Source organism: Uliginosibacterium sangjuense, from assembly GCF_059132465.1.
Genome location: NZ_CP101132.1, coordinates 962,229 through 987,466, shown reverse-complemented (window position 1 = coordinate 987,466; position 25,238 = coordinate 962,229). Strand labels below are relative to the sequence as shown.

25 protein-coding genes and 1 tRNA gene are annotated in these 25,238 nt (G+C 64.8%); 14 read left to right on the top strand and 12 right to left on the bottom strand.

What is annotated here, in order from left to right:
* Positions 1-32 precede the first annotated feature (32 nt).
* The 6 genes from NMB43_RS04515 to alc all read right to left on the bottom strand — a co-directional run bounded on the left by NMB43_RS04515 (position 33) and on the right by alc (position 6,318).
* Positions 33-1,079 (bottom strand): aromatic ring-hydroxylating dioxygenase subunit alpha, encoded by a 1,047-nt coding sequence (locus NMB43_RS04515; protein WP_494350963.1) that lies wholly within the window; start codon positions 1,077-1,079, stop codon positions 33-35.
* Positions 1,080-1,242: 163 nt separating this feature from the next.
* Positions 1,243-2,271, bottom strand: a complete 1,029-nt coding sequence (locus NMB43_RS04510) for an aromatic ring-hydroxylating dioxygenase subunit alpha (RefSeq protein WP_494350962.1) — start codon at positions 2,269-2,271, stop codon at positions 1,243-1,245.
* 65 nt (positions 2,272-2,336) lie between these two features.
* The gene (locus NMB43_RS04505; protein WP_494350961.1) at positions 2,337-3,386 is read right to left on the bottom strand and encodes an aromatic ring-hydroxylating dioxygenase subunit alpha; all 1,050 of its coding nucleotides are present in this window, start codon (positions 3,384-3,386) and stop codon (positions 2,337-2,339) included.
* 61 nt (positions 3,387-3,447) lie between these two features.
* Positions 3,448-4,425, bottom strand: a complete 978-nt coding sequence (locus tag NMB43_RS04500) for an ABC transporter substrate-binding protein (RefSeq protein ID WP_494350960.1) — start codon at positions 4,423-4,425, stop codon at positions 3,448-3,450.
* A gap of 391 nt (positions 4,426-4,816) precedes the next feature.
* Positions 4,817-5,314 (bottom strand): ureidoglycolate lyase, encoded by a 498-nt coding sequence (locus tag NMB43_RS04495; protein ID WP_494350959.1) that lies wholly within the window; start codon positions 5,312-5,314, stop codon positions 4,817-4,819.
* On the bottom strand, positions 5,311-6,318 hold the full coding sequence (gene alc / locus NMB43_RS04490; protein WP_494350958.1) for an allantoicase: 1,008 nt from the start codon (positions 6,316-6,318) through the stop codon (positions 5,311-5,313). Before alc ends, NMB43_RS04495 begins: the two co-directional genes overlap by 4 nt.
* Before the next feature lie 144 nt (positions 6,319-6,462).
* Between alc and NMB43_RS04485 the strand changes: the two genes are divergently transcribed.
* Entirely contained in the window at positions 6,463-7,068 is a 606-nt protein-coding gene (locus tag NMB43_RS04485) for a YceI family protein (RefSeq protein ID WP_494350957.1), read from the top strand.
* Positions 7,069-7,114: 46 nt separating this feature from the next.
* Here the strand turns inward: NMB43_RS04485 and NMB43_RS04480 are convergent, their stop codons facing one another.
* Positions 7,115-7,912: a DsbC family protein gene (locus NMB43_RS04480; protein ID WP_494350956.1), complete on the bottom strand. Its 798-nt coding sequence runs from the start codon at positions 7,910-7,912 to the stop codon at positions 7,115-7,117.
* Positions 7,913-7,940: 28 nt separating this feature from the next.
* Positions 7,941-9,098, bottom strand: a complete 1,158-nt coding sequence (locus NMB43_RS04475; protein ID WP_494350955.1) for a UbiH/UbiF family hydroxylase — start codon at positions 9,096-9,098, stop codon at positions 7,941-7,943.
* A gap of 316 nt (positions 9,099-9,414) precedes the next feature.
* Here NMB43_RS04475 and NMB43_RS04470 point away from each other — a divergent pair, with 316 nt between their 5' ends.
* The 4 genes from NMB43_RS04470 to NMB43_RS04455 all read left to right on the top strand — a co-directional run bounded on the left by NMB43_RS04470 (position 9,415) and on the right by NMB43_RS04455 (position 13,849).
* Positions 9,415-10,389, top strand: coding sequence for a collagen-binding domain-containing protein (locus NMB43_RS04470; protein ID WP_494350954.1), 975 nt, complete (start codon positions 9,415-9,417; stop codon positions 10,387-10,389).
* Between the two features lie 161 nt (positions 10,390-10,550).
* Complete coding sequence (locus tag NMB43_RS04465; RefSeq protein ID WP_494350953.1) at positions 10,551-11,588, top strand: ABC transporter substrate-binding protein; 1,038 nt, start codon at positions 10,551-10,553, stop codon at positions 11,586-11,588.
* Entirely contained in the window at positions 11,585-13,441 is a 1,857-nt protein-coding gene (locus tag NMB43_RS04460; protein ID WP_494350952.1) for an ATP-binding protein, read from the top strand. Before NMB43_RS04465 ends, NMB43_RS04460 begins: the two co-directional genes overlap by 4 nt.
* Positions 13,442-13,462: 21 nt before the next feature.
* Positions 13,463-13,849, top strand: a complete 387-nt coding sequence (locus NMB43_RS04455) for a response regulator (RefSeq protein WP_494350951.1) — start codon at positions 13,463-13,465, stop codon at positions 13,847-13,849.
* A 50-nt stretch (positions 13,850-13,899) separates the two neighbouring features.
* On the opposite strand, the gene NMB43_RS04450 is transcribed toward NMB43_RS04455, so the two are convergent.
* From NMB43_RS04450 to NMB43_RS04435, 4 genes are all read right to left on the bottom strand, one after another.
* The gene (locus tag NMB43_RS04450) at positions 13,900-14,121 is read right to left on the bottom strand and encodes a DUF1161 domain-containing protein (RefSeq protein WP_494350950.1); all 222 of its coding nucleotides are present in this window, start codon (positions 14,119-14,121) and stop codon (positions 13,900-13,902) included.
* A 162-nt stretch (positions 14,122-14,283) separates the two neighbouring features.
* The gene (locus tag NMB43_RS04445) at positions 14,284-14,775 is read right to left on the bottom strand and encodes a hypothetical protein (RefSeq protein ID WP_494350949.1); all 492 of its coding nucleotides are present in this window, start codon (positions 14,773-14,775) and stop codon (positions 14,284-14,286) included.
* 119 nt (positions 14,776-14,894) lie between these two features.
* Complete coding sequence (locus tag NMB43_RS04440; protein WP_494352111.1) at positions 14,895-15,206, bottom strand: STAS-like domain-containing protein; 312 nt, start codon at positions 15,204-15,206, stop codon at positions 14,895-14,897.
* Positions 15,207-16,444: 1,238 nt separating this feature from the next.
* Positions 16,445-16,521 (bottom strand) — tRNA-Met (locus tag NMB43_RS04435).
* 176 nt (positions 16,522-16,697) lie between these two features.
* Here NMB43_RS04435 and NMB43_RS04430 point away from each other — a divergent pair.
* The 9 genes from NMB43_RS04430 (at position 16,698) to NMB43_RS04390 (ending at position 25,172) form a co-directional block, all read left to right on the top strand.
* On the top strand, positions 16,698-17,012 hold the full coding sequence (locus NMB43_RS04430; RefSeq protein WP_494350948.1) for a hypothetical protein: 315 nt from the start codon (positions 16,698-16,700) through the stop codon (positions 17,010-17,012).
* Between the two features lie 42 nt (positions 17,013-17,054).
* A complete protein-coding gene (gene miaB, locus NMB43_RS04425; RefSeq protein ID WP_494350947.1) occupies positions 17,055-18,389 on the top strand; it encodes a tRNA (N6-isopentenyl adenosine(37)-C2)-methylthiotransferase MiaB in 1,335 nt (444 codons plus the stop codon).
* Positions 18,390-18,527: 138 nt separating this feature from the next.
* On the top strand, positions 18,528-19,331 hold the full coding sequence (locus NMB43_RS04420) for an amino acid ABC transporter substrate-binding protein (RefSeq protein WP_494350946.1): 804 nt from the start codon (positions 18,528-18,530) through the stop codon (positions 19,329-19,331).
* A gap of 113 nt (positions 19,332-19,444) precedes the next feature.
* Complete coding sequence (locus NMB43_RS04415) at positions 19,445-20,098, top strand: amino acid ABC transporter permease (protein WP_494350945.1); 654 nt, start codon at positions 19,445-19,447, stop codon at positions 20,096-20,098.
* Positions 20,099-20,102: 4 nt separating this feature from the next.
* Positions 20,103-20,855 carry an amino acid ABC transporter ATP-binding protein gene (locus tag NMB43_RS04410; protein WP_494350944.1) on the top strand — a complete coding sequence of 251 codons (753 nt, stop codon included), beginning with the start codon at positions 20,103-20,105 and terminating at the stop codon, positions 20,853-20,855.
* An 85-nt stretch (positions 20,856-20,940) separates the two neighbouring features.
* Positions 20,941-21,945, top strand: coding sequence for a PhoH family protein (locus tag NMB43_RS04405; protein ID WP_494350943.1), 1,005 nt, complete (start codon positions 20,941-20,943; stop codon positions 21,943-21,945).
* Between the two features lie 5 nt (positions 21,946-21,950).
* Positions 21,951-22,631 (top strand): N-acetylmuramate alpha-1-phosphate uridylyltransferase MurU, encoded by a 681-nt coding sequence (gene murU, locus NMB43_RS04400; RefSeq protein ID WP_494352110.1) that lies wholly within the window; start codon positions 21,951-21,953, stop codon positions 22,629-22,631.
* 23 nt (positions 22,632-22,654) lie between these two features.
* Positions 22,655-24,013: a Xaa-Pro aminopeptidase gene (gene pepP, locus NMB43_RS04395; protein ID WP_494350942.1), complete on the top strand. Its 1,359-nt coding sequence runs from the start codon at positions 22,655-22,657 to the stop codon at positions 24,011-24,013.
* Positions 24,006-25,172 (top strand): FAD-dependent monooxygenase, encoded by a 1,167-nt coding sequence (locus NMB43_RS04390; RefSeq protein WP_494350941.1) that lies wholly within the window; start codon positions 24,006-24,008, stop codon positions 25,170-25,172. Before pepP ends, NMB43_RS04390 begins: the two co-directional genes overlap by 8 nt.
* Positions 25,173-25,238: the final 66 nt, after the last annotated feature.

Sequence of the window (25,238 nt, the reverse complement as noted above, 5' to 3'; positions counted from 1 at the left end):
CGTCAGGCCGGGAGAGGGCAGATTGTTCGTACCTATGCGCTCGCCGCCTCGCGCTCAGCCAGATTGCCGCGATGCACTTCCTCCTCGCCACATGTGCTCATGAGGTCAAGCAACTGCTTGCGGATCAGCAGACCGGGTTTGTCGGATGGCATATGGAATTCCTCGCGCCGGCGCGTATCCATGCACACGTCGAAGTCGGTCGCCTCCAGGATCACCTTGTCTTCCAGCGTGACGGCACCGTCCCACTCGATGAGCTTGGCGGCCGGGCACTGTTCCTCGGTGTCGTTGCGATAGAGCCACTGCACCAGCACCATGCGTTCGTCGTCGATGGGGGTGGCGCAGTTGTAGACGATGTGGTCGATGCCCGACTCGTAGCTCACGCCCATGCGGCGGCAGAACGGCAGGTAGTAGCGATTGACCATGTGGCGCGTCACGCGCTCGGCCGTTGAACCGGTGACCTGGTGCGCTGCCGGCGGGTTGAGCACCGAGACGGAGACTTGCGCCTCGAAGCCGTAGTCGGTTTCCTGCAGCCCATAGCTCAGCGGAATCGGGTTGCCGAGATCGCCGAAGGTGCCCTTGTGCACGAAGCTGAAATGCGAGTTGTCGAAGCTGTTCTCCATCATCCGCATCGGCGTGCAGTGCCAGGTGTCGTAGAGCTGGAAGATGCGGCGGTAGCCCGGCCTACCCTCTTCGGGAAAGTCGGGGATGGGACGTAGCGGGTCTTCCAGCGCGACCCACACGTAGCCGTACTTCTCGACGCAGTGGTACGCCTGGACCTTCGCGCCAGCGGGGATGCGGTCGTCCTGCGCCTGCGGAATCTTCACGCAGGCGCCGCTGCAGTCGTACTGCCAACCGTGGTAGCCGCACACGATGTGGTCGCCCTCGACCCAGCCCTTGGAGAGCTTGGCCGTGCGGTGACAGCAGCGGTCGCGTACTGCGGCGGGGCTGCCGTCGGCCTTCTTCCACACGACGATGTCTTCACCGAGCAGGGTGAAAGGTTTCGGCCCGCTGTCGAGGTCGTGCAGCGGAAACAGCGCATACCAGAAGCGGCGCAGGATGGCTTGTTGGGTGACCAGCATGGTTCTTCTCCTTGCTCTCTGTGAAGCAGCGTCTCTGTCGGGGCTGCTTCACCTCCACCGGCGCGCCAGAACGGTCGCCCTCGTGGAGTCTTGCTACGCGGTGCCATTGCCCGGGCACCATCGGATCCCTGCTCCGTCATTCCCGCGAAAGCGGGAATGACGTCTATTGGGAGTGTGTCGCCGACAGCGTCTCCTTCTCGCCGTGCTCGCGAAGCAGCGCCAGCAGCCGTTTGCGCATCAGCAGCCCGGGGCGATCACTGGGCATGTGCTGCTCCAGCAGCAGGCTCACATCACAGGGCGCATCGGGGTCGACGGACTCCAGGATCTCCTTGTCCTCGGCCACGACCTTGATGTCCCACTCGTTGAGCAACTGCGCCGGGCACTGTTCTTCGCTGTCGTTGCGATAGACCCACTGGATAATCTGGATGTGCGCGTCGTCGATCGGTGTGGCACACGTGAAGATGGTGTGGTGAATGCCACTGGGATAGACCAGGCCGAGCCGGCGCAGGAAGGGAAGATGCCACTGGTTGTGGAAGTGGCGCTTGGTGGTCGGCTCGGTCGAGCCGGTGATGCGGTGCGACTCGGGCGGGTTGTTGATGGTGATGATGGTCTCGGCTTCGAAGCCGTAGTCCGTCTCGCGGATCTCGAAGAACTCGGGCTTGGGCTTGCCAAACTGGCCGAAGGTACCCTTGTGCACGAAGGAAAAGTGCGCCGTATCGAAGCTGTTCTCCATCAGGCGCAGCGCACCGGTCTTCCAGGTCTCGTCGAACTGGTGGATGCGGCGATAGGCCGGGTTGCCCTCTTCGGGCGTGTCGAGCAGGGGCACCAGCGGATCGTCCAGCGCCACCCACACGTAGCCAAAGCGCGCCTGGCAGCGATAGGCATCGACGCGCGCGCCGGCGGGAATCTTCTCACCGCTGAACTGGGGAATCTTCACGCAAGTGCCGGTGCAGTCGTACTGCCAGCCGTGGTAGCCGCACACGATGTGGTCGCCCTCGACCCAACCCTTGGAGAGCTGGGCGGTGCGGTGGCAACAGCGGTCTGCGGCGGCGGCCGGCGTGCCGTCGGCCATCTTCCACAGCACGATCTTCTCGCCCAGCAAGGTGAAAGGCTGGGGGCCGCCGTCGAGCTTGGCGAGCGGCATCACGGCGTACCAGAAGCGCCGCAGGACGGGTTGTTGGGTAACGAGCATGGAAACTTCCTTTCTAGCTGGACCGGCCGGCGTGCCCGGTGGGCCGCCTTCGCCGGCCGGTCCGTTCAATGACTTGCGTTCTCAGGTACCGGCGCGCTCGCGCGAACCCGGGCTTCTGTTTCGCCATGGGTGGCGAGCAACTCCAGCAAGGCACGGCGGATCTGGATGCCGGGCAGGTCGGAGGCCATGTGCACCTCCAGGTTCATGCGCGTGTCGAGTGGCATGTCCTCTTCGACGAAGGCGAGGATGTCGCGGTCCTCGTCGAGGATCTTGCGGTCGAAGGCATTGATGGCGGCCGCCGGCACCTCGGCCTCGCTATCGTTGCGATAGCTCCACTGCACGACCATCGTGCGCTTGTCGTCGATGGGCGTGGCTGCGGTGACGATGCTCTGCACGAGGCCGTTGGGATAGGTGATATGCATGCGTCGTGCGCAGGGCATGAACCAGTCCATGACCACGGTGCGCACCGTCTCGTCGCTGGCGATGCCGGTGTGCGCCTTGCCCGAGTCGGGGTTGCGCACCGGCTGCTGGAGGTGCATGACCAGTCCGAAAGGCACGCGCTGCAGCTCGCCCTTGGGAGGCTGCGGTTTGTCGTAGGTGCCATGCATGGCGCGATGCACGTAGGCCTGGTGTGCGAAGTCGAAGGTGTTCTCGATGAAGCGCAGTGCGCCGCAGTCCCATTCCTCGTAGAACTGGTCCACGCGGCGGTAGCCGGGCAGGCCGTCTTCTTCGAGCACGGGGATCGGCGCCAGCGGCTCTTCCAGGGCGACCCACACGTAGCCGTACTTCTCGGCACAGTGGTAGGCCTGGATCTTCGCGCCGGCGGGAATCTTCTCGCTGGTGAATTGCGGAATGCTCACGCAGGCGCCGCTGCAGTCGTACTGCCAGCCGTGGTAGCCGCACGCGATGTGGTCGCCCTCGACCCAGCCCTTGGAGAGCTGGGCGGTGCGATGGCAGCAGCGGTCGCGGGCGGCGGCCGGCGTACCGTCGCGTTTCTTCCACAGCACGATCTTCTCGCCGAGCAGGGTGAAGGGCTGGGGGCCGCCGTCGAGCTTGGCGAGCGGCATCACGGCGTACCAGAAACGCCGCAGAACGGCTTGTTGGGTCACGAGCATGGTCGTCTCCACGACGGCCGGGCGCACTTGGCGACCGGCCATCCTTGAGGGGTGGGAAGAATCAGGGCTTGGGCAGGAAGTTCAGGGTGTAGCCCTGCTTCCAGTCGACATCCGGCTTGAGCAGGCTGTTGGCCACCATGAAGTCGAAGGTCTTCTTCCAGCGCGCCTCGGTCATCACGCCTGGCCCCGCCTTGGCAGCATCGCCCGAACCCATGACATTGAGCTTCTTGAGGCCGGCCACCGCGAAGGCGAGCTTCTCGTCGCTCATCTGCGGGTTGTCCTTCTTGATCAGCTCGTTGCCGGCGGCCGGGTCCTGCAGGTAGCTGGCCCAGCCTTCCAGCGTAGCCTTGACGAAGCGCGCCACCACATCGGGCTTGTCCTTGAGCGTCTTCTGCATCGTCACGATGGTGTTGCCATAGGGCGGGTAGCCTTCTTCCGAGAGCAGGAAGAAGTTGGTCTTCACGCCAGCCTTCTCGGCCTCGAAGGGCTCGGAGGTGATGAAGCCCTGGGTGGCGATGCTCTTGTCGGCGAAGAAGGGCTGCAGGCTGCCGGTGTAGGGGCGCACCTGGGCATCGGTGAAGCCGAACTTGCTCTTGAGCATCGGCCAGTACGAGGTGTGTGCGCTACTCGCCATCATGATGCTGCGGCCCTTGAGGTCCGCGATGCTCTTCACGTCCGGATGGGTCATGATGCCCTGCACTTCGTACTGGAAGTTGGCCGCCACGGTCACCATCGGGATGCCCTTCTCGATGCCCGAGAGCACCTGGAAGTCCTTGCCCATGATGAAGTCGGTCTGCCCGGCGGCGAGCAGTTGCACGATGTTGACCTGGGGGCCGCCCATCTTGATGCTGACGTCGAGGCCGTACTTCTTGTAGATGCCCTTGGCGACGGCCTGGTAGTAACCGCCGTGTTCGGCCTGGGCGAACCAGGAGGTGGTGAAACTCACCTTGTCATCGGCCTGCGCCGCCGGGATGGCCAGGGTGCAGATGGACAGCAGGCAGGCCACACGGCCGCGGAAGGATTGGATGATGCTGGGCATGTCGGTTCTCCGTTGAGGTAAGGGAACCGGAACACGCGGGGAAGGAGGGAATGCCGCTCGCGAAATGCCGCAGTCTCTTGGCCACCGACCCGTTGTGTTCCGTCGCGAACACAAGCGCCTCTCGCGAGGCGCACAACCGGGGCGCTACCCACCGGTTGCCGGAGCAATGACCCATCGTCCTTTTTTCAGCTCGGACGACTGACTGCTTCTACTCCACGCCCTGACTTTAGCAAGGCATGTGCCAACACCATTCGACCGGCACGCACATTGACATGGATCAAGGCTTTGCGTGAAAGAGAGCGGCTGCAGCCTTCCGCAAACACCTGCTTATCGTGCTTCAGGCTGGTGCAAGCCTGCGCCACAAGCATGCATGCACGAGCCCCACTGGGGCTCACCAGGTCGCGGGGATCAGGGCCACGCGGTCCAACTGGACCTCGTCGCAGTTCGGCCCCTCTCCGGCACGGTCCAGCACCAGGAAATCGCTGACCGCCTCCAGCGCAAGCAAGGGGTGATGCCATACCCCCTTGGCATAGTTGACGCCCTGCCCCGGCTGCGCCAGAAAGCAGCGCAGGTCCTCGGCCACAGGCGGCTCGCCGGGCGGCGCCACCACCACCAGATAAGGCCGCGCCGCCAGCGGCACGAAAGCCTGCGAGGCGAGCGGATGGCGTTCCATCATCGCCACCGTGAAGGGCAGCGCGCGTGGTTGGCCGCGAAAGATGCTCACGATCACGCGCCCGTCCTCGCCCGGATCGAGCGTCGCCAGATCGTGGAAACGCTCGGTATTGCCACCATTGATCGGGAAGTGACGCAGCGCGTCGCTGGCCTCGATGAGGTCGCCGAAAGGCGCGAAGGCTTCGTGCGTGAGAGGCTCAACCGTCAACTGCCTCATGCGCCGGCCACCTTGCCGAACAGGCGCAGGCGGCTCACCCCGCCGTCCGGGAAGATATTGAAGCGCACATGTGTCACCGGCCCCAGGCTGGCCAGCGCATCGAAGCTATGGATCGCATCCATGGTCAGCTTCTGCGGCGCCAGCAGCTCCTGCCAGAACATGCTTTGCGTGATCAAAGATTGCTCGGTGCCGCCGCTCATACGCGCGGCCTGCAGTGAGCAGGCATCCGGGAAGTTGCCCTTGAAGTGCGCGGTATCGACTTCGACGCGCTCGATGATGCCCGGCGCGGCCAGCGCGACGATACACCAGTCGTTGCCGGGCTCACGCCGGCGCCGCGTCTCCCAGCCGTCCCCCATGTTCACGCCACGCCCCGGCAGCAGCAAGGTCGCGGCCAGGCCGAAGTGTTCGTTGTTGGCCGCCACCACGTAGGCGCCGTTGATGGCCGCGGCAAGGTCCAGCTCGGCCCCGGCCACGGTCGCATCGCTGCTGGGGCGGCCATAGATGCGCAGGCGCGCCACACCACCGTCGGGATAGATCGACAGGCGCACATGGGTCCAGGTCTCGTTGCTGCTCAAGGCGTGGTAGTGATGCGAGTTCCCCGCCAGCGCCACGGTAGGCAGCAGCGGCGTCCAGCGCGTCTCCGCCGTCGGCTCGCCCTTGGGGCTGTGGCAGGCTTCCAGCGAAGCGCCCGGCGGATAGTTGCCGGTGAAGTGGCGGGTGTCGATATCCACGCCGAAGAGGCGCCCCGGGCGCGCCAGGCGCACGATGCACCAGTCATTGCCGGGACCGCGCTTGCGACGCGACTCCCAGCCATCCATCCATTTGCCATGCTCGTCGTACTTGCCGGGGATGAATACCGGCTCGGCAGGGTCCAGCAGGCGCTCGCGCGGGGCGAAGAACTCGTCGCTGCTGGCGACGGCCTGCGCGCCCAGGCGCGGATCGGCAAGATTGGTATAGCGGCGGGTGAAGTCGGGCGCGTTCGGATCGAGGGCAACGATGGCCATGGCGGCTTTCCTGTTGTGTATGGGGCAAGGGCGTTCTCCTGAGCTTAGCGCGGCGCCCCCCGCTTGTGCGCAATGAGCTCTATTGCCGAATCGCAGACAGCCCCGCCGTGGCATGCTATGGCCGTCCTTACAACAGGCCCCGGCATGCTTCGACTCCTGCTCATCCCACTGCTATCGCTGGCGCTGTGCGCCCTTCGCGCCGCGGCACAGGAGCCCGGCGAGGAGCGCTTCAGCCTCGACCCGCAGCACAGTTTTGCCCGCTTCGAGTACGACCACTGGGGCCTGTCGCGCCAGCAAGGGCGCTTCGACGCGACCCGCGGTCGCATCACCCTGGCTCCGGACACACCGACGGGCGGCCTGGTGGAAGTGGAGATCGACACCCAGTCCATCAGCACCGGCAGCCGTGTGCTGGACGATCTGCTGCGCGGTGAAGACTTCTTTGATGCCGCCGCCCATCCACGCATCCTCTTCCGCACCCAGCGCCTGATCTTCGAGGGCGAGCGCCTGCGCAGCCTGGTGGGCGAACTGGCGATCAAGGGCGTCACCCGCCCGGTCACGCTGGACGTTACGCACATTCACTGCCGCTTCGTGCCGATCTACCTACGCCGCGCCTGTGGCGCACACGCCCAGACCACCATTCTGCGCAGCAGTTTCGGCATGGGGCGCTACAGCAGCTTCGTCAGCGACGAAATCCAGCTCTCCATCGTGGTCGAGGCCCTGCAAGAGCCCCCCGCCGACCCGCCTCCATGACAAAGGGCTCCCTCAGGAGCCCTTTGTCACACGAAGCAAGCACGGACTACTTCTTGGCCGGCTTGGCCGCTGCGTCGGCGATGCTGACGAGCTGCTTCTCCAGTTGCTCCACCGGCACGTAGCCCCCGATGCGGGTGCCGTCGGCCAGGAAGATGGTCGGCGTGCCATTGATGCGGTACTTGCGCGCGATCTCCGAGTTCTTGCTGGTCGGTGTATCGCAATTGGCGTTGGCCGGTGCCTTGCCCTCCACCATCCAGTCGTTCCAGGCCTTGGTGCGATCCGAGGCGCACCAGATGTTGCGCACCTTCTCGCCGGAGTCCGCCGACAGGATGGGGATCATGAAGGTGTAGATCGTCGCGTCCTTCATGCCCGCCAACTCCTTCGCGAGCTTCTTGCAGTAGCCGCAGTTGGGGTCCTCGAAGGTGGCAATCACGCGCTTGCCATTGCCCCGCACCTGCTTGATGGCCTGGTTCAGCGGCAGATCGGCAAAATTGATGCGCGACAGCTCGGCCTGACGTGCCTGGGTGACATCCTTGCGCTGGCCGACATCGACCAGGGAGCCGGTGAAGAAGAAGCTGCCGGTCTCATCCACGTAAATGAACTCACCGTTGCTCAGCACCACCTCGTAGAAGCCGCCGTAGCCCGCCTTGCGCATGCTCTCAATTGCCCCCGGCGAGGACATCACGTTCTCCAGGCTCTTGCGGATCTCAGCCTCACTGAGGACGGGCTTGGCTACCTGCTTGGCCACGCCCGGCTTGGCCGGCTCAGCCCACGCGGTGCCGCCCAGGATCGCGCCGATCAGGCCTGCCGCTGCGCACAACTTGAAAATCGAACTCAAGATCATCTCCACACTTATCGTTGATTGCCACCCATCACACCAGGCCTGCCGCGTACCGCGCCAACCCCGCCCTTACCAGCGGAAGCCGGTCCGCCATGCTCATGCCCACATTGCGTGCCCAGGCCAAGGGGCCACGGCGCGGCCGGAACATACCATGCAGCGCATGCGTGACCGACTGCACCAGCAGCACCTCCTCCTTGCGTCGCCGTGCGTGGCGGCGCAGCACGTCCATCCTGCCGCAATCCGTCGCCCCGGCCTCCAGCAGCAGTTCGGCCAGCACGCAGGCATCCTGGAAGCCCAGGTTGATGCCATGTCCCGACAGCGGGTGCACCGCATGCGCCGCATCGCCGATCAGCACCACGCGCTGACCAATCACAGTCTCCAGGCGCATCCGCCGCAACGGAAAGCCTGCCGCTGCCGTCACTTGCCCCAGGCGCCCCAGGCGCCCTTCGCCAGCCGCCTCGACAGCACGACAGAACGCCTCTTCGTCGAGCGCGAGCAGGCGCCGGGCCTGTTCGTCGGGGGTAGACCAGACGATGGATATTTGGTTTCCGGGCAGGGGCAGATAGGCCAGCACCCCATCCTCGCGGAACCACTGCCAGGCCGTCCCGTGGTGCGGCTGCGCACAGGCGAAGTTGGCCACCACGCCTTGCTGCCCGTAGGGCTGCGCAGCGCCTGGAATGCCAATCTGCCGGCGCACCCAGGACTCCACGCCGTCTGCGCCGACCACCAGGCGGGCACGGATCTCGCGCCCGTCCTCCAGGCCCAGCACCGCCACATCCTCCAACTGGCGCAACGTCACCGGCCGGGCCGGGCACAGCAGGCTCACATTGGACTGGCGCCGCGCCGTCTCCCACAGTTCGCTGGCCAGCCGCCCGCCTTCGACCGTCCAGGCCAGGGCGTCAAGCCCGCTGTCGTAGGCATCGAAATGCAGACGACCGCCACGATCTCCCCGCACATCCATTCGCTGGATGGCCTGCACCCGCTCACGCGGCAACAGATCCCAGGCGCCACAGCGACGCAGGAAATCCACATTGGCTGGGCTCACCGCATAGACGCGTGCATCCCAGCCCGAAGCCACGACCGGCTGGCGTTGCTCCACCAGCGCCACCCGCAGGGGGCTGCCGCGCAGCGCGCAGGCCAGGCTGGCGCCCGCCAGCCCGCCGCCCACAATCAGTACGTCACATTCCATGGTTTTTCACTCCGGCGCGGATTGTGCCCGAGTGCCACCCCGCGCGATACCTGCGCCGCACCAGCCACCGGCGGGCGTGACCCACACCACGGCCAGCGGCGTCGCTTTTCTTTACACTTCACCGTCAAACACATCAGTAGAAACCCGAAGAACGCCCTGGCGCCAAGCCCGCCCAACGCAGGCCTGCTTATTGCTTCAAGCTGCCGGAGCGTGGCGACGACGTAAAACAAGGCTCAAGCTGCACCGCCCGCCCCCTGGATGGCCCGCCCGATCTGAACCGGCGAACCACCAAGGTCGATTGATAATGGAGATATCGATGCATATGCTTCGCCACTGGGTCGCCGGGCTGATCACGGCCGCGAGTTGTGTTTCCGCGCACGGCGCCACCGCCTACAACCTCGGCATCGCCGAGCGCTTCAGCGCCTACATCTTCGGCAACTTCGACAACATCGGGGGGGGCTCGGACACCCTGCACTCGCTGGCGGTCGGCGGCAACGTCAAGATCACCAACGGCTACGGCTTCGCCAATGGCGGCACCACCTACTCCACCGGCGGCCAGGACTGGGGCCTCATCGTGGGTGGCAGCATGTCCTGGAATGGCGCGCCGCAGGTCAACGACGGCAATGCCGCCATCAACAATCTGACCAGCACCCCGCTGACCGTCAATGGCGGGGGATATGCCGTCACCGGCGCGGCTGCGGCCAGCGTGATCGGCAGCGTCGACTTTGCCGGCACCAAGAGCAGCCTGACGAGCTACTCCGCCACCCTCGCCGGCAAGGCCGCGACCGGCACAGTCAGCAAGGATGCGAACTACATCTACCTCAAGGGCGTGGGTTCGGGCGTGCAGTACTTCAACGTGAAGGCCTCGGACCTGCAGAGCGTGGGCGGCGTGAACGTCAGCAACGTCGGCGCCGGCATGGTCATCAACATCATTGGCGACATCACCAGCCTGGTCGTCAGTGCGCTCGACAACTTCTCCGGCATCTACGACGGCGCCAACACGCTGTGGAACTTTGACAGCAAGATCACCAACATCACGCTGGACACCGGCGGCTACGGCGCCATCCTGGCCACTGGCGCGACCATCACCTCGAATAGCGGGAACATCACAGGCACCGTTGTGGCCGCCAACTGGAAGGGCACCACTCAGCTCAACGGCGGAACGGCGTCCTCTTCTTCATCCTCATCCTCGTCCAGCAGCGGCGGCAACAAGGTGCCGGAACCCGCATCCCTAGGCCTGCTGGGCCTCGCCCTCGGCGGCCTGCTCGCCAGCCGCCGTCGGCGCGCCTGAGACCACGGCATGCAGCAACCCCGGCCTGGTGCCGGGGTTGTTTCGTTCACCGCCCCGCGCAGCGATAGTGGGCAGTGCAACACGGCTTGCAGTAAGCTCCACCCTCATCCTTGAGCTGCTTGGGCCGTAATACCCACAAGAATCGTTTCCAGGAGACACCAGTGCGCCTCTTCCAAGCCTTGTCCTGTCTGCTGTTCCTGCTGTTTTCTGCCACGACTGCCGCGCAGGGCACCGCCCCGGCCGCAGGCGAGCGAGGCTTCCGCGTACTCCACGTCATGAGCTACCACAGCCCCTGGCGGTGGACCGACGGACAACTGCAGGGCTTCAAGGATGGTTTCGGCAAGGGTCTGGCCGAGGTCGAGGTATTCCAGATGAATGCCAAGGCACTCAGCTCGCTGGAAGCCAAGCAGCAGAAGGGCAAGGAAGCGCTGGCCCTGATCGAGCGCTGGAAGCCCGACCTCGTCTACACCTCCGACGACGAAGCCCAGGAGTTCGTCGCCAAGTTCCTGGTAGGCAGCAAGATCCCGGTGGTGTTCAGTGGCGTCAACAAGGCGCCTTCGGAATACAGCTTCGCCGGCAGCCCAAACGTGACTGGCGTGCTGGAACAGGAACACTTCGTCGAATCGGTCGGTCTGATCCGTCAGCTCAATCCTTCCATCAAGCGCATCGCCGTGGTGTTCGACGACGCACCCTTGTGGAAGGCCGTAGGGCAACGCATGCGGGATGCAGCAGGCCAGTTGCAGGGTGTGGAGATCGTAGCCTGGGACGTGATCACCCGCTACGACGACTTCCAGCAGAAGATGCTGTCCTACCCCGCCAAGGCCGACGCGGTCGCGCTGCTGGGTGTGTTCAACTTCAAGGACCAGGCCGGCAATAACGTGCCTTACCAGACGGTGCACCGATGGGTGGCGGAGAACAGCAAGCTGCCCGACTTCTCATTCTGGATCGACCGTATCTACTACGGCACGCTGAGCGCCGTCACCGTGTCCGAGCGCGAGCAAGGCCTGGCCGCCGGCCGCCTGGCACGCAGCATCCTGGTCGAGGGCAAGTCCCCGGCCAGCCTGCCGATGCTACCGACCAAGAAGGGCGTCGCAGCGATCAGTCTGGCGCGCGCGCGCGACCTTGGCATCACCCCCAGCAGCACGCTGCTGCTGTCCTCCGAAGTCTCCACCGTCTACGAGTGGAATAAGAAACAATGAACTTCCGCCTGAACCTGAGCCTGCGCAGCAAGTTCGCGCTGATCGGGTCCGGTGCCATCCTGCTGGCCATCTTGACCGTGGTGACGGTCAGCGGCCACATATTCCGGGAGTCCTACACCGAAGCGCTGGAATCCCGCTCGGTCGCCGTGGCACGCAGCCTGGCCCTGCAGCTCGAACGCATCGTGCAACTGGGCATCCGCCCGACCGAGCTGAGCGGCTTCGACGTCCAGCTCAGCGAAGCCGCCAATGCCTACGAAGGCATCGCATGGGCCATTCTCGCCACCCAGGATGGCAATGTCATTGCCCATAGCACGCAGGCGCACACCGACCTCCTGCGCAGCAACACCGAGCTGATGCATGCGCTGCGCGCCGGCCGCGCGCAGGTCATCAACACCCAGGACAAAGGCCAGGACATCCATGTCGCGCTGGCGCCGGTGCGCACCCCCAGCGACTTCACCCCGGTCGTGGTGGGCGTGGCTCTCGATTCGACCTCCCTGCAGCGCGACATCCTGCGCCTGCAGGTCGCGGGCTGGGCGGCTGGCCTGATGGCGCTGGTAGCTGGTGCCGCGCTGCTGATCTTCGCCACCACGCGCTACATCACGCGCCCGATCTCGTCCTTCGTCGCCACCATGGCGCGCATCCGCAAGGGTGGCGTGGACCTCAGCCTGCGCGCCAAGCGGCGCAGCGACGACGAGTTCGGCGTCATGGTCGATGGCTTCAACACCCTGCTCGACCAGTTGGCTCAGCGCGATGCAGCCCTGGTGCACGCACGCCAGACCGCGGACGCAGCCAACCGCGCCAAGTCCCAGTTCCTCGCCACGGTGAGCCATGAGCTGCGTACCCCTATGCATGCCATCCTCGGCATGAACGAGTTGCTGCTGCGCACCGAGCTGAGCTCCAAGCAACAACGCTTTGCCTCGACCGTGCATCACTCCGCCAAGACCTTGCTGGAGCAGATCAACGACATCCTGGATTTCTCCAAGATCGAAGCCGGTCGCATGGAGCTGGAGGCACGCCCGTTCAGCGTACGCCAACTGGCCGAGAACGTGGCCGGCCTGATGTCGGCGCAGGCCCAGCGCGCCGGTCTGGACCTCGCCTGGCGTGTCGGCCGCGAAGTGCCCGAGGAACTGCTCGGCGACGCCAGCCGCATCACCCAGATGCTGACCAACCTGATCGGCAACGCCCTCAAGTTCACCCAGAAGGGCGGCGTGCTGATCGAGGTGGTGCCGGATGGCGAACTGATCCGCTTCACCGTCAGCGACACCGGCATTGGCGTGGATCCGATGCAGGTGCCGCAACTGTTCGAGCCCTTCCGCCAGGCTGACAACACCTTCGCCCGGCGCTACGGCGGCAGCGGCCTGGGGCTGGCCATCGTGAAGGAACTGGCGGTCGCGATGGGCGGTGATGCCAGCGGCACCGGCACGCCAGGGGCCGGCTCCAGCTTCTGGTTCACTGCCCGCCTGGAGCACCAGGCGCCGCCGCCCGCCGCCCCCGCGATCGACAAGTCCACCCCGCGCCTGCTGATCAGCGCTGACCTGCCGATGACCAGCCGCGCCATCCTGCTGAGCGCCCGCGAATATGGCGTGCGCGTCGAGGAACTGCCGCACGATGGCGAGGCCCGCCACCCGCTGCCTGCCAGCACGGAGGAGGACGCCATGCTGCTAGTGGCCAGCCGCAGCGCACGACACTACCTCGCCGAACTGGCCCGTCACCCGGAACACGCCGCACGTGCCATCGTGCTGGGCTTCGACCTTGCCGACAGCAGCGGGCCGGCTGGCTCGGTGATGGGACTCCCCTTGAATACTTCCAAGCTATTTGCAAGGATTGCAGAATTGTGCACCAGCACAAATTAGCGCTCTTGCCAGGACTCAGTCATGCATAAGCCCCGCATCCTGCTTGTCGAAGACAATTTCACAAACCAGGAAGTCGTTGTCGCCATGCTGGAGGACTTCGACTACGAACTGCACGTCGCCGAGACTGGCGCCGAGGCTCTGGCCCTGCTCGAAGCCGAAGCCTTCTCCCTGATCCTCATGGACTGCCACCTGCCGGGCCAGGACGGCTACTCCATCACAGAGCAGATCCGCTGCAACGAGAAAATAAAAGGCCGCCCGCCCATTCCCATCATCGCCGTTACCGCCAACGCCGGCCCGACCGATCGCAGCCGCTGCCTCAGTTCCGGCATGACCGACTACCTCAGCAAGCCTTTCACCCTGCAGCAACTGCTCGACGCCCTGTCGCGCCATCTCCCGCTCGCCGCCTGAAACGACAGGAGCCGCCCGCAGGCGGCTCCTTTTTCCGGTAACGCGCCGCCTCAGCCGCGCTTATAAGTAATCTTCTTGGCCCCCCCGGCACAGGTGCCGACGACGCGCAACTCGCCGGTATCCGCCGCCTGATCGACAATCTCCATCGTGTAAGACTTAACCCCCTTGGCCTGCAACTTGGCGTCGATCTCGGCCTTCAGCTCCTCACAGTCCTTGGCGGCGAAGGCGGGCGATACACACAACGCGGCGAGCAACACACACAAGGCTTTCATCGCTTGACTCCCTGATCTGGACATGGCGCCCTGGAAAGGGCGCCCGCCTGAAGCCTAGCGCTGCGCAAAGACTCCAGGCCCTACCCCAAAGGGCAGGGGTAAACGGCAACAGCCCGCGCATGGCGGGCCTTTGAAGTCTGGTGGTGATGGGCGGGATCGAAGCTACTTGAACAGTCTGGCGAAACCGTCTTCGGCTACAGTCAGGAGAACGCCACGAGCCTTCATATGTCCGGTGAAGATGGGATCGGTGAGGTTCGCGGCGGGACGTGATGGGGATTCGAATTCACCACCGCTTATTTGGTCCTGGAAGTCGAAGAAAGCATCCTTCAATGCCGTGCCAACCTTGGGAAGTGCCATTGCGAGGCGATCAATGAGGAAAGCCAAGCGATCCAGCGCATACTTGATCTCAAATTCCAACTGCTGAGCCGGCGCCGATCCGCCTTGAGTCGCCCAGTACTGGCGGCCGAGAACAACGATGGCGTCCGTATCTTTTGCAAGCTGATCCAGCTTTACGCGCACCTCCTTGCGACGCTCGCGCTTGTTTGCACCGCATCCCGCGACCAACCAGCCAATGACCGTGACCAACGCGGTCAGCAAAAAACCCCAGCTTGTAAAGGTTTGCAAGGGTATGCCCCACAGCTCACCCGGAGCCATGGTTGATGATTTGCCCGCAGTTTGTTCTTGGGATGGAGGAGGCTTCGGCGCGGCTGGAACGGCAGACGGAACGGGTGCGGACGCGGCCGCACCCGAAATAGGCTCAGAGCGACCTTGCGTCACTCTGGCTGAGCTTTGTCGATGTACCGCCACACTCGCTCGCGGTACAACGGAGTCGAAGAGTTGATCTGCAGCCTCTTCCGCAGATCCGCCCTCGTCGAAAGACCCTTGCGGATTAGACCGCCAAACGCCTCCTCCAAGAAGGAGGATCCATATCCAGTAGTCCCATCAAGGTCGATACAAACATCGTTTCCACTGCGAAGAGCTGGCGCGAGAACCTCCTCGCGGAAGCGCTCCCCTGAATAGGGGCCATCCGTCACATACCGGCCAGCCGGCGATTCTGAATAATCTTTAGCTACTGCTATCTTCATTATCGAAGCCATGATTCGTTCCCCTTTTCAGAGGCAGTTCCCACAACACCAACGTCCCGCGGATGGACCGTCTGAACTTGACCCGCTTTTCTGTGGCACTGTCTGCTAAGTAACGGAAGCTTCCCCTTGAACTATAGATAGACAAAGATCCGCTCTGCAAAGACTGCGAAAACGTCAACATCTCCGGCAGTCCTTGCCCTCGGAAACTGAGGCCCGTACTGGTCCGAGTACTTCCTACAGCAGACTCGATCATTCGACCATCGTTCCACAAGCGGAAGACATCTTTGTACTCGGGCCGGTTCCCCAGGTGAGCAGGAATCCCGAAGCCCAGGTCACATACCGCTACGAAGAGTCTTCCGTCCTTTGGCTGAGAAAGAATCCACCACGCGGACGCCCCGTGAGTCAGGCTGCCGCCCGAAGGCAAGCAATAAGCATGCTGACGGACGTTAGTGATCGCTTCATTGAGGCAGTCGCCAAACATCTCACTATGGGGATGTTCTACATCGGGCACCGCCTGGCGGACCAACGTCTTCCACTGCTCAGCTTCTGCCAAGACCCCTTTGTGGTAGTGCCAATGCCGCACCCGCTCGTGCTGTACGGTTAGCCTCCCGCTCAGACCCATCTTCTCCAGTAGCCCTACGTGCTGGAACAGCTCCTCCACGACCGGGTCTTTCGGGTAAGAAGCAGAAAGCAGCTCCGGATTGCGTTCTAACCACTCGTCTAGGTGCGCCAAGAAGTAAAGCGTGCCGCAAGGGAAGAGCTTCTCTGTTCTTCCGAAGTCTAGCCGAACGGGGCGTCTTTGTGCGACGCACAAAGCTATGTCATCTATGAACTTTAGCAACAGTTCACGGTCTGCATTGGTCGTAATGCACCACCGCGAAGGAGCAGGAACAGTGCGCCGACGCAGTTCCTTACGAGTAATAGAAGACAACGAACGCCGATGGCGTGACACGCCGGCAAGTCGAAGACTCAAGCGGCGCGCAGCCTTAGCTCTCCTCAGCAGCCACTCCTCGCGTTTGATATCCATAAGCCCCGGCCAGCGTTTGCAGCCTGCCCGTGTGGAGACACACCGCGCCTCGGAGCGACGATGCCCCTGCACTGTTCCCGTTGAGGCGCACTTCTACAACAGCCGCCCCCCGTAGCCCACGTCGCTGTCGCTTTATCAGACTCTGTCTGATATTCGACACTCCTGACACTGCGCGGCAAAAGGGCCGCTTGCTGGCGGCCCTTGAAAATACTGGTGGTGATGGGCGGGATCGAACCGCCGACCTGCGGGTTATGAATCCGCCGCTCTAACCATCTGAGCTACATCACCGAAGAGCCGGGCATTATAGGTAAGCCTAGTTTTAAGGTCAAGCACGCACATCCGGCCGGCGCCACAGCAGCCCATGCAAATCTCTTAAATTTCATGCACTTGCAAATAGATTCATTGACGCACGGGCAGCGATCACGGATCATTCCGCCCTCGCTTTGAGGACAAGGACGGCAGACATGACTTTTCGCCTGGCGCTAGTGCTGCACCTGCTCATCCCGCTCGCTTGTGGTGTCGTCTCCGCAGGTGCGCAGGCGCAAAACTCATTGGTCAAGCAACAAATCCCCGCAGAAGCGAAGCGCCTCGTGCTGGACATCAGTCAGGGCGTGTTGAGCGTCAAGGGTGAGATTGTGAAGACCTCTCCTGCACTGCAGATCCGCGACCCCCAGAACCGCCTCAAGCTGCCGCAGTCGCTGGAAGGGCGATTCCTGGCGGCGGTGCTGTTCGATGGCAATGGCGCGGCGACGCGGATCTGGCTGCTACCGGCCAACTGATTGCAACCCGGCCGCGCTGGCGGCCTGATGAGTACCGATTAGATGAAGAAGCTGTACATCCGCACCTTCGGCTGCCAGATGAACGAGTACGACTCGGACAAGATGGCCGATGTGCTGGGCGCCACCGAAGGCGTCGTCAAGACCGACAACCCTGAAGATGCCGACATCATCCTGTTCAATACCTGCTCGGTGCGCGAGAAGGCGCAGGAGCGCGTGTTCCACGATCTGGGCCGGGTCAAGGAACTGAAGAAGACCAAGCCCGGGCTGATCATCGGCGTGGGCGGCTGCGTCGCCTCGCAGGAAGGGGCGGCCATCGTCAAGCGCGCGCCCTATGTCGATGTCGTGTTCGGGCCGCAGACCCTGCACCGCCTGCCGCAACTGATCGACAAGCGTCGTGAATCGGGCCGCTCGCAGGTTGACATCAGCTTCCCCGAAATCGAGAAGTTCGACAGCATGCCGCCGGCACGCGTCGAGGGCGCGAGCGCCTTCGTGTCGATCATGGAAGGCTGCTCGAAGTACTGTACCTTCTGCGTGGTGCCCTACACGCGCGGCGAAGAAGTGTCGCGCCCGCTGGACGACATCCTGACCGAGATCGCCGGCCTCACGGCGCAAGGCGTCAAGGAGGTCACCTTGCTGGGGCAGAACGTGAATGCCTGGCGCGCACCGCTGAGCAAGGGGAGCGAGGAGATGGGTGACTTCGCCTTCCTGCTCGACTGCGTGCACGACCTGCCCGGCATCGAGCGCATCCGTTACACCACCTCGCACCCGCGCGAGATGACGCAGCGCGTGATCGACGCCTACGCCAGGCTGCCCAAGCTGGTATCCCAATTGCATCTTCCGGTGCAGTCCGGCTCCGACCGCATACTGGCCGCCATGAAGCGCGGCTACACCGCGATCGAGTACAAGGCCCTGGTGCGCAAGCTGCGCGCGGCGCGACCCGATCTTTCCCTGTCCTCCGACTTCATCATCGGCTTCCCTGGCGAGACCGAGGCCGATTTCGAGATGACCATGAAGCTGATCGACGACGTCGGCTTCGACAACGCATTCAGCTTTGTCTATAGCCCGCGCCCCGGCACGCCGGCGGCCGACCTGGCCGACGACACGCCGCAAGAGCTGAAGCTCGCGCGGCTGGCGCGCCTGCAGAAGCGTATCGAGGAGCAGACCGCCGAGGTCAGCGCCTCCATGGTGGGAAGCGTGCAGCGCATCCTGGTCGAAGGACGCGCCAAGAAGAATCCGGGGGAACTGTCCGGCCGCACCGACAACAACCGTGTCGTGAACTTCGCCGGCAACCCGCGCCAAATCGGCCACTGCATCGAGGTGAAGATCACTGCCGCGCTGCCGCACTCGCTGCGTGGTGAAGTCGTGATCGCCGACTGAGGCAGGCACAACTTATTGCGTTCGCGCAGCCACGCAAGCTGTACGGACGAGGACAATCCGCGCTGCGCCGCCCACCCGGCGGCATGACGCTTTGTCTGCCTTCCGCCCTATCCGGGCATTTCCATTCGGGATACCGCCATGAACAAGCTCACTACACTGTTGGCCGCTGTGCTGACGACCAGCCTCTTCCTGACCGCCTGCGGCAAGAAGGAAGAAGCGCCGCAAGCCGAGGCCCCTGCCGCCGCACCGGCTCCTGCCAAGATCGTGATCGGTCTGGACGACAACTTCCCGCCCATGGGTTTCCGCGACGAGAAGAACGAACTGGTCGGCTTCGACATCGACCTGGCCAAGGAAGCCGCCAAGCGCCTGGGCGTCGAGGTCGAATTCAAGCCCATCGACTGGAGCGCCAAGGAAGCCGAACTGTCCGGCAAGCGCATCGACGTGTTGTGGAACGGCCTGACCATCACTGAAGAGCGCAAGCAGAACATCGCCTTTACCGCGCCCTACCTGGAAAACCGCCAGATCATCATCGTCACCGCCAAGTCCGCGGTCAAGGACAAGGCCGGCCTCAAGGGCAAGATCGTGGGGGTGCAGGATGGCAGCAGCGCCGTCGACGCCGTCGCCAAGGACGAGGCCACCGCCAAGACCATCAAGGAACTCAAGAAATTCGGCGACAACGTCACCGCGCTGATGGACCTCTCCGCCGGCCGCCTCGACGCGCTGGTCGTGGATGAAGTCGTGGGACGCTACTACACCGCCAAGAAGCCCGGCGAGTACCTCGTGCTGGATGAGAACTTCGGCACCGAGGACTACGGCGTGGGCGTGCGCAAGGACGACGCCGAACTGCAGGGCAAGCTCGACAAGGCGCTCGCGGACATGAAGCAGGACGGTGCCGCCGCCAAGATCTCCGAGCAATGGTTCGGCAAAAATATTGTCAAGTAAGTCGTCACGTAATCAGCGTGTAGTGGTGGGTTCGGCACACCGCGCCAACCCACCACAATGCTAGCCACGCGGTGGGTTGCTTCGCGAACCCACCCTACAACGCACGCAAGCCAATGGACTACCTGCTCAGCATCCTCCCTCCCCTGATCGAAGGCACCGGCGTCACGCTCAAGATGTTCGCCGTGACCATAGTGCTGTCGGTCCCATTGGGATTGGCGCTGGCGCTCGCGCGCATCTCGCGCTTCCGGCCGCTGAGCTGGGGCGTCAATGGCTACATCTGGCTCATGCGCGGCACGCCGCTGATGCTGCAGATGCTGTTCATCTATTTCGCCCTGCCCTTCGTGCCGGTCATCGGTGTCCGCCTGCCTGACTTCCCGGCCGCGATCGTCGCTTTCAGTCTGAACTACGCGGCCTATTTCGCCGAGATCTTCCGTGCCGGCATCCAGTCCATCGACCGCGGCCAGTACGAGGGCGCCAAGGCGCTGGGCATGACCTATCCGCAGACCATGCGCCGCATCGTGCTGCCGCAGATGGTGCGGCGCATCCTGCCGCCGGTGTCGAACGAGACGATCACCCTGGTGAAGGACACCTCGCTGATCTACGTGCTGGCCATGAACGACCTGCTGCGTGCCGCCCGCGGCATCGTGCAGCGCGATTTCACGACCAGCCCCTTCCTGGTCGCCGCAGTGTTCTACCTGCTCATGACCCTGATCCTGACCTGGGGCTTCCAGGCCCTGGAAAAACGCTATGCCGTCCACGATGAGTAAGCCCATGCTCGAAGCCCGTGAACTGCACAAACGCTTCGGCCACCACGAGGTGCTGAAGGGCGTCTCGCTTTCGATGGACAAGGGCGAGGTCATTGCCATCATCGGCCCCTCGGGCTCCGGCAAGAGCACCTTCCTGCGCTGTTTGAACCACCTGGAGACCATCGACCGCGGCCACATCGCGATCGAGGGCGAACTGCTCGTCGATACCGACAGCGCCGGCCATGCGCGCTACGTCGCCGAACCAGAGGTGCGCCGTATCTGTCGCAAGATGGGCATGGTGTTCCAGCACTTCAACCTGTTCCCCCACCTCACGGTGCTGCAGAACATCATCGAAGCGCCGATCACGGTCAAAGGCATGAAGCGCGAGGAGATCGTGCCGCGCGCCGAGGAGCTGCTGGCCAAGGTGGGCCTCTCGGCCAAGCGCGACAACTACCCGGCGCGCCTGTCCGGTGGCCAGAAGCAGCGTGTGGCCATCGCCCGCGCGCTGGCCATGGAGCCGGACATCATGCTATTCGACGAGCCGACCTCGGCGCTGGACCCGGAGCTGACCGGCGAGGTGCTCCGTACCATGCGCGAGCTGGCCGAGGAGCATATGACCATGGTGGTCGTCACGCATGAGATGGGTTTTGCGCGCGAAGTGGCCAACCGCGTGATCTTCATGGACCACGGCGAGATCGTGGAGGAGCGCCCGGCGCGCGACTTCTTCGCCGATCCGCAACACCCCCGGGCGCGCGCCTTCCTCGACAACATGCTGTAACCACCTGGCGGGGTGTCCTGCAGCGCGTCCGGCGCTAAACTGGAGGGCCGCAGAGCGTCTGCGGCCTTTTTCTTTGTGGACAGCCTTGAAACCCCGAGCCCTGGACATCGCCCTCCAACCCCTGGACAACCTGCGCCTGGCCAACCTGTGCGGTGCGCTGGACGAAAACCTGCGCCAGATCGAGACCGCCTTCGACGTCACGCTGGCGCGACGCGGCGAGCGCATCCGCATCAGCGGCGAAACTGCCCAGGCCCATCTCGCGGCCAACGCGATCCGCAACTTCTACGAAGCCGCCGACGAACCCCTGTCGGTGGATGACATCCAGCTTGGCGTCATCGAGCAGCGCAACCGTGATGCGCGCGCCCCGGGCGCCCCTAGCCTGATGACGCGGCGTGGCGACCTGCACGGCCGCACGCCACGCCAGATCGAATACATCCGCGCCATCCACGAGCACGACATCACCTTCGGCATCGGCCCGGCCGGCACCGGCAAGACCTACCTCGCCGTCGCCTGCGCGGTGGATGCCTTCGAGCGGCAGCTGATCGAGCGCATCATCCTCACCCGCCCGGCGGTGGAGGCCGGCGAACGACTGGGTTTCCTGCCCGGCGATCTGGCACAGAAGGTCGACCCCTACCTGCGCCCGCTCTACGACGCCCTCTACGACCTGATGGGCTACGACCGCGTGGCCAAGCTGTTCGAGCGCCAGGTCATCGAGATCGCTCCCCTGGCCTTCATGCGCGGCCGCACGCTCAACAGCGCCTTCATCATCCTCGACGAGGCGCAGAACACCACGCCCGAGCAGATGAAGATGTTCCTCACCCGCATCGGCATCGGCTCGCGCGCCGTCGTCACCGGCGACCTGACGCAGGTCGACCTGCCACGTGGACACAAGAGCGGCCTGCTCGACGCGGCGCACATCCTCAACGGCGTACGCGGCATCGCCTTCACCCAGTTCCTCAAGGAAGACGTGGTGCGTCACCCGCTGGTCGCGCGCATCGTCGCAGCCTACGAAAGCGCGACGGAGGCAAAGGACAAGGAGGCGCGCGAGCATGCCAAAGAGCGCCACAAGGACGGAGAGACCCGCGCATGAAAGCCATGATCCTCGCCGCCGGCCGTGGCGAACGCATGCGCCCGCTCACCGACTCCTGCCCCAAGCCTCTGCTGGAAGTCGGCGGCAAGCCGCTGATCGTGTGGCACATCGAACGCCTGGTACGCGCCGGGTTCAGCGAACTGGTCATCAACCATGCGCACCTCGGCGAGATGTTGGAAAAAGCGTTAGGCGACGGTCGCCAGTGGGGTGTGCGCATCGAATGGTCGCGCGAAGGCGAAGCCCTGGAGACCGCCGGCGGCATCGCCAAAGCCCTGTACATGCTGGGCGACGCCCCCTTCCTGGTCGTCAATGGCGACATCTGGTGCGACCTCGAGTTCGGCCCCTTCGTTGCGCGCGGTCTGGCCCGGCTGACGCGTGGCGCGGTCGCGCACCTGGCGCTGGTGGGCAACCCGCCGCAGCACCCGCAGGGCGACTTCCTGCTCGGCGAAGACGGCCTGCTGAGCCACGGCGACGGCGAGCGCATGACCTTCTCCGGCGTCGGCCTCTACCGCCCCGAGCTGTTCGGCAGCGTGATCCCCGGCGACAAGGCCAAGCTGGCCCCGCTGCTGATCGACGCCATGCAGCACGGCCGTGTCAGCGGTGAGCGGCATGCCGGCCGCTGGCATGATGTCGGCACACCGGAACGCCTGGCCGAACTCGATGCCAGCCTCAAGACTCCAACCTGACCCGACGCACAAGGCGCCCCATCATGAACGCCCCCCACCCCCTGCAACCCGCCTACGACCTCGCCCCCTTCGCTGCACGCCGTGCGCGACTAGTCCAGCGCCTGCGCAATGCCGGCGGCGGCGTGGCCGTGATCCCCACCGCGCCGGAGCGGCGCCGCAACCGTGACACCGAGTATCCCTACCGCCACGACAGCTACTTCTACTACCTGACCGGCTTCCGCGAACCCGGCGCCACCCTGGTGCTGATCGCCGGCGACGGCGCGGGCAGCCCAGCGCGCAGCGTACTGTTCTGCCGCCCGCGCGACATCGAGCGCGAGATTTGGGACGGTTACCGCTACGGGCCGGACGGCGCGCGCGAGCTGTTCGGCTTCGACGATGCCTTCTCCAGCGACGAACTGACGACGCGCCTGCCCGACCTGCTCGCCGACCAGCCGGCCCTGTGGTACTCGCTGGGCTATGACGTGTGCTGGGACAGCCAGATCTTCGACGCCCTGAATGCGCTGCGCGCGCGCACGCGTGCCGGCGTACGCGTCCCCAACGACATCCGCGACGTGCGCATGCAGCTCGACGAAATGCGCCTCATCAAGGACGCCAGTGAGGTCGCCACCATGCGCCGCGCGGCTGCCATCAGCGGCGAGGCGCATCGCCGCGCCATGCAGTCCACCCGCCCCGGCCTGCACGAATACCAGATCGAAGCCGAGCTGCTGCACGCCTTCCGCCGCGGCGGCTCGCAGTACCCGGCCTACACCAGCATCGTGGCCGGTGGCGGCAACGCCTGCGTGCTGCATTACGTCAGCAACGAAGCTCAGCTCAGGGATGGCGATCTCTTGCTGATCGACGCCGGTTGCGAACTCGACGGCTACGCCTCCGACATCACCCGCACCTACCCGGTGAACGGCCGTTTCAGCGGCCCCCAACGCGAGGTCTATGAGCTCGTGCTGCAGGCGCAGGCGGCGGCGCTGGCGGAATGCAAACCGGGCACGCCCTATGACGCCACCCACGAGGCCGCCGTGCGCGTGCTGGCCCAGGGCATGCTCGACCTGGGCTTGCTCCAGGGCAGCCTGAGCGAAGTGCTGGAGACCGCCAGCTACCGCCGCTTCTACATGCACCGCACCGGCCACTGGCTGGGCATGGACGTGCACGACTGCGGCGAATACAAGCTCGACGGAGCCTGGCGTCCGCTGGAGCCCGGCATGGTGCTGACGGTCGAACCCGGTTGCTACATCCGCCCCGCGGAGGATGTGCCCGAGGCCTTCTGGAACATCGGCGTGCGCATCGAGGACGACGTGCTGATCACCGCCGACGGCCACGACATCCTGACCATCGACACGCCCAAGACCGTGGCGGGCATCGAAGCCCTGATGGCCGACGCCCATGGCTGACGCAGGCTCCACGCCGAACATCGCCATCGTCGGCGCCGGCCCGCTGGGCCTCGCCAGTGCCCTGCGCCTGACCGACGCCGGTCATGCCGTACAGGTCTTCGATGCGCGTGATGCGGCATCAGCCCAACGCGATGCGCGCGTACTGGCCTTATCGCACGGCAGCCGCCAGTTGCTCGAACAACTCGACGCCTGGCCCGCCGCGCAGGCCACCGCCATCACCACCATCCACGTCTCACAGCGTGGCGCGCTGGGCCGCACGCTGATGGAGGCCGCCGACTATGGTCTGCCGGCGCTGGGTTACGTGGTGCCCGCCGCAGCAGTCACCAGCGCGTTGGCACAGCGTGCGCACGCACGCGGCATCGTCGTGCACTACGGCCAGCGCGTCGAGGACCTGCAGCACAGCCCGGGCGCCGTGACGCTGCGGATTCGCGCGCATGAGCACACCCACGACGTGCCGACCTCTCTCGCCGTCTGCTGCGAAGGCGCCGTGTTGGCCGCCACCGACAATGACAAAGGCATTCACCAGCGCGACTACGATCAGCATGCGCTGCTGCTGCGCGCGACGACGATGCAGCCGCACGGCGGCCGCGCCTGGGAGCGCTTCACACCCGACGGCCCCATCGCGCTGCTGCCGCTGGGCCAGGACTACACCGTGGTATGGACCGTCTCCGGCGCCCGCCTGCAGGCCTTGTTGCAGGAAGACGACGCCAGCCTGTGCCGCCTGCTGCAAACCGCCTTCGGCCAGCGCGTCGCGCTGCGCAGCGTGGGCCAGCGCGCCCACTACCCGCTGGGCCTCAAGTACCGCAGCCAGCCGGCACAGGATCGCGTGGTGTGGCTAGGCAACGCCGCGCAGACCCTGCACCCGGTCGCCGGCCAGGGCTTCAACCTGGCGCTGCGCGACGCCTGGGAGTTGGCCGACACCCTGCGCGAAGAACCCGATCCCGGCTCGCCCAGCCTGCTGCGCGCCTACGCCAGCCGCCGCCGTGTCGACCGCCTGGGCGCCATCGGCTTCACCGACGGTCTGGTACGCCTGTTCTCCAGCGACAACCCGCTGCTCACCCACCTGCGCGGCGCCGGCCTGCTGGCCATGGACGTCGTCCCGCCGCTACGCCACTTCGTTGCCAAGCGCATGATGTTCGGCGCGCGGGCTTGGCCGTGACCGCTGCGTCGTGGATGGAGTGATCGCCGCACTCCGCACTCGGCTCTTAATCCTCCGTCCTCAGCA

What these genes read in the sequence shown, in the direction of transcription:
- NMB43_RS04505 (WP_494350961.1), bottom strand. Translation starts at nt 3,386, where the DNA reads ATGCTCGTGACCCAACAAGCCGTTCTGCGGCGTTTCTGGTACGCCGTG.
- NMB43_RS04480 (WP_494350956.1), bottom strand. Translation starts at nt 7,912, where the DNA reads ATGATCTTGAGTTCGATTTTCAAGTTGTGCGCAGCGGCAGGCCTGATC.
- NMB43_RS04500 (WP_494350960.1), bottom strand. Translation starts at nt 4,425, where the DNA reads ATGCCCAGCATCATCCAATCCTTCCGCGGCCGTGTGGCCTGCCTGCTG.
- NMB43_RS04430 (WP_494350948.1), top strand. Translation starts at nt 16,698, where the DNA reads ATGACTTTTCGCCTGGCGCTAGTGCTGCACCTGCTCATCCCGCTCGCT.
- NMB43_RS04420 (WP_494350946.1), top strand. Translation starts at nt 18,528, where the DNA reads ATGAACAAGCTCACTACACTGTTGGCCGCTGTGCTGACGACCAGCCTC.
- NMB43_RS04515 (WP_494350963.1), bottom strand. Translation starts at nt 1,079, where the DNA reads ATGCTGGTCACCCAACAAGCCATCCTGCGCCGCTTCTGGTATGCGCTG.
- NMB43_RS04485 (WP_494350957.1), top strand. Translation starts at nt 6,463, where the DNA reads ATGCTTCGACTCCTGCTCATCCCACTGCTATCGCTGGCGCTGTGCGCC.
- NMB43_RS04495 (WP_494350959.1), bottom strand. Translation starts at nt 5,314, where the DNA reads ATGAGGCAGTTGACGGTTGAGCCTCTCACGCACGAAGCCTTCGCGCCT.
- NMB43_RS04440 (WP_494352111.1), bottom strand. Translation starts at nt 15,206, where the DNA reads ATGAAGATAGCAGTAGCTAAAGATTATTCAGAATCGCCGGCTGGCCGG.
- NMB43_RS04510 (WP_494350962.1), bottom strand. Translation starts at nt 2,271, where the DNA reads ATGCTCGTTACCCAACAACCCGTCCTGCGGCGCTTCTGGTACGCCGTG.
- NMB43_RS04390 (WP_494350941.1), top strand. Translation starts at nt 24,006, where the DNA reads ATGGCTGACGCAGGCTCCACGCCGAACATCGCCATCGTCGGCGCCGGC.
- NMB43_RS04450 (WP_494350950.1), bottom strand. Translation starts at nt 14,121, where the DNA reads ATGAAAGCCTTGTGTGTGTTGCTCGCCGCGTTGTGTGTATCGCCCGCC.
- NMB43_RS04475 (WP_494350955.1), bottom strand. Translation starts at nt 9,098, where the DNA reads ATGGAATGTGACGTACTGATTGTGGGCGGCGGGCTGGCGGGCGCCAGC.
- NMB43_RS04410 (WP_494350944.1), top strand. Translation starts at nt 20,103, where the DNA reads ATGCTCGAAGCCCGTGAACTGCACAAACGCTTCGGCCACCACGAGGTG.
- alc (WP_494350958.1), bottom strand. Translation starts at nt 6,318, where the DNA reads ATGGCCATCGTTGCCCTCGATCCGAACGCGCCCGACTTCACCCGCCGC.
- NMB43_RS04445 (WP_494350949.1), bottom strand. Translation starts at nt 14,775, where the DNA reads ATGGCTCCGGGTGAGCTGTGGGGCATACCCTTGCAAACCTTTACAAGC.
- NMB43_RS04460 (WP_494350952.1), top strand. Translation starts at nt 11,585, where the DNA reads ATGAACTTCCGCCTGAACCTGAGCCTGCGCAGCAAGTTCGCGCTGATC.
- miaB (WP_494350947.1), top strand. Translation starts at nt 17,055, where the DNA reads ATGAAGAAGCTGTACATCCGCACCTTCGGCTGCCAGATGAACGAGTAC.
- pepP (WP_494350942.1), top strand. Translation starts at nt 22,655, where the DNA reads ATGAACGCCCCCCACCCCCTGCAACCCGCCTACGACCTCGCCCCCTTC.
- NMB43_RS04470 (WP_494350954.1), top strand. Translation starts at nt 9,415, where the DNA reads ATGCATATGCTTCGCCACTGGGTCGCCGGGCTGATCACGGCCGCGAGT.
- NMB43_RS04455 (WP_494350951.1), top strand. Translation starts at nt 13,463, where the DNA reads ATGCATAAGCCCCGCATCCTGCTTGTCGAAGACAATTTCACAAACCAG.
- NMB43_RS04415 (WP_494350945.1), top strand. Translation starts at nt 19,445, where the DNA reads ATGGACTACCTGCTCAGCATCCTCCCTCCCCTGATCGAAGGCACCGGC.
- murU (WP_494352110.1), top strand. Translation starts at nt 21,951, where the DNA reads ATGATCCTCGCCGCCGGCCGTGGCGAACGCATGCGCCCGCTCACCGAC.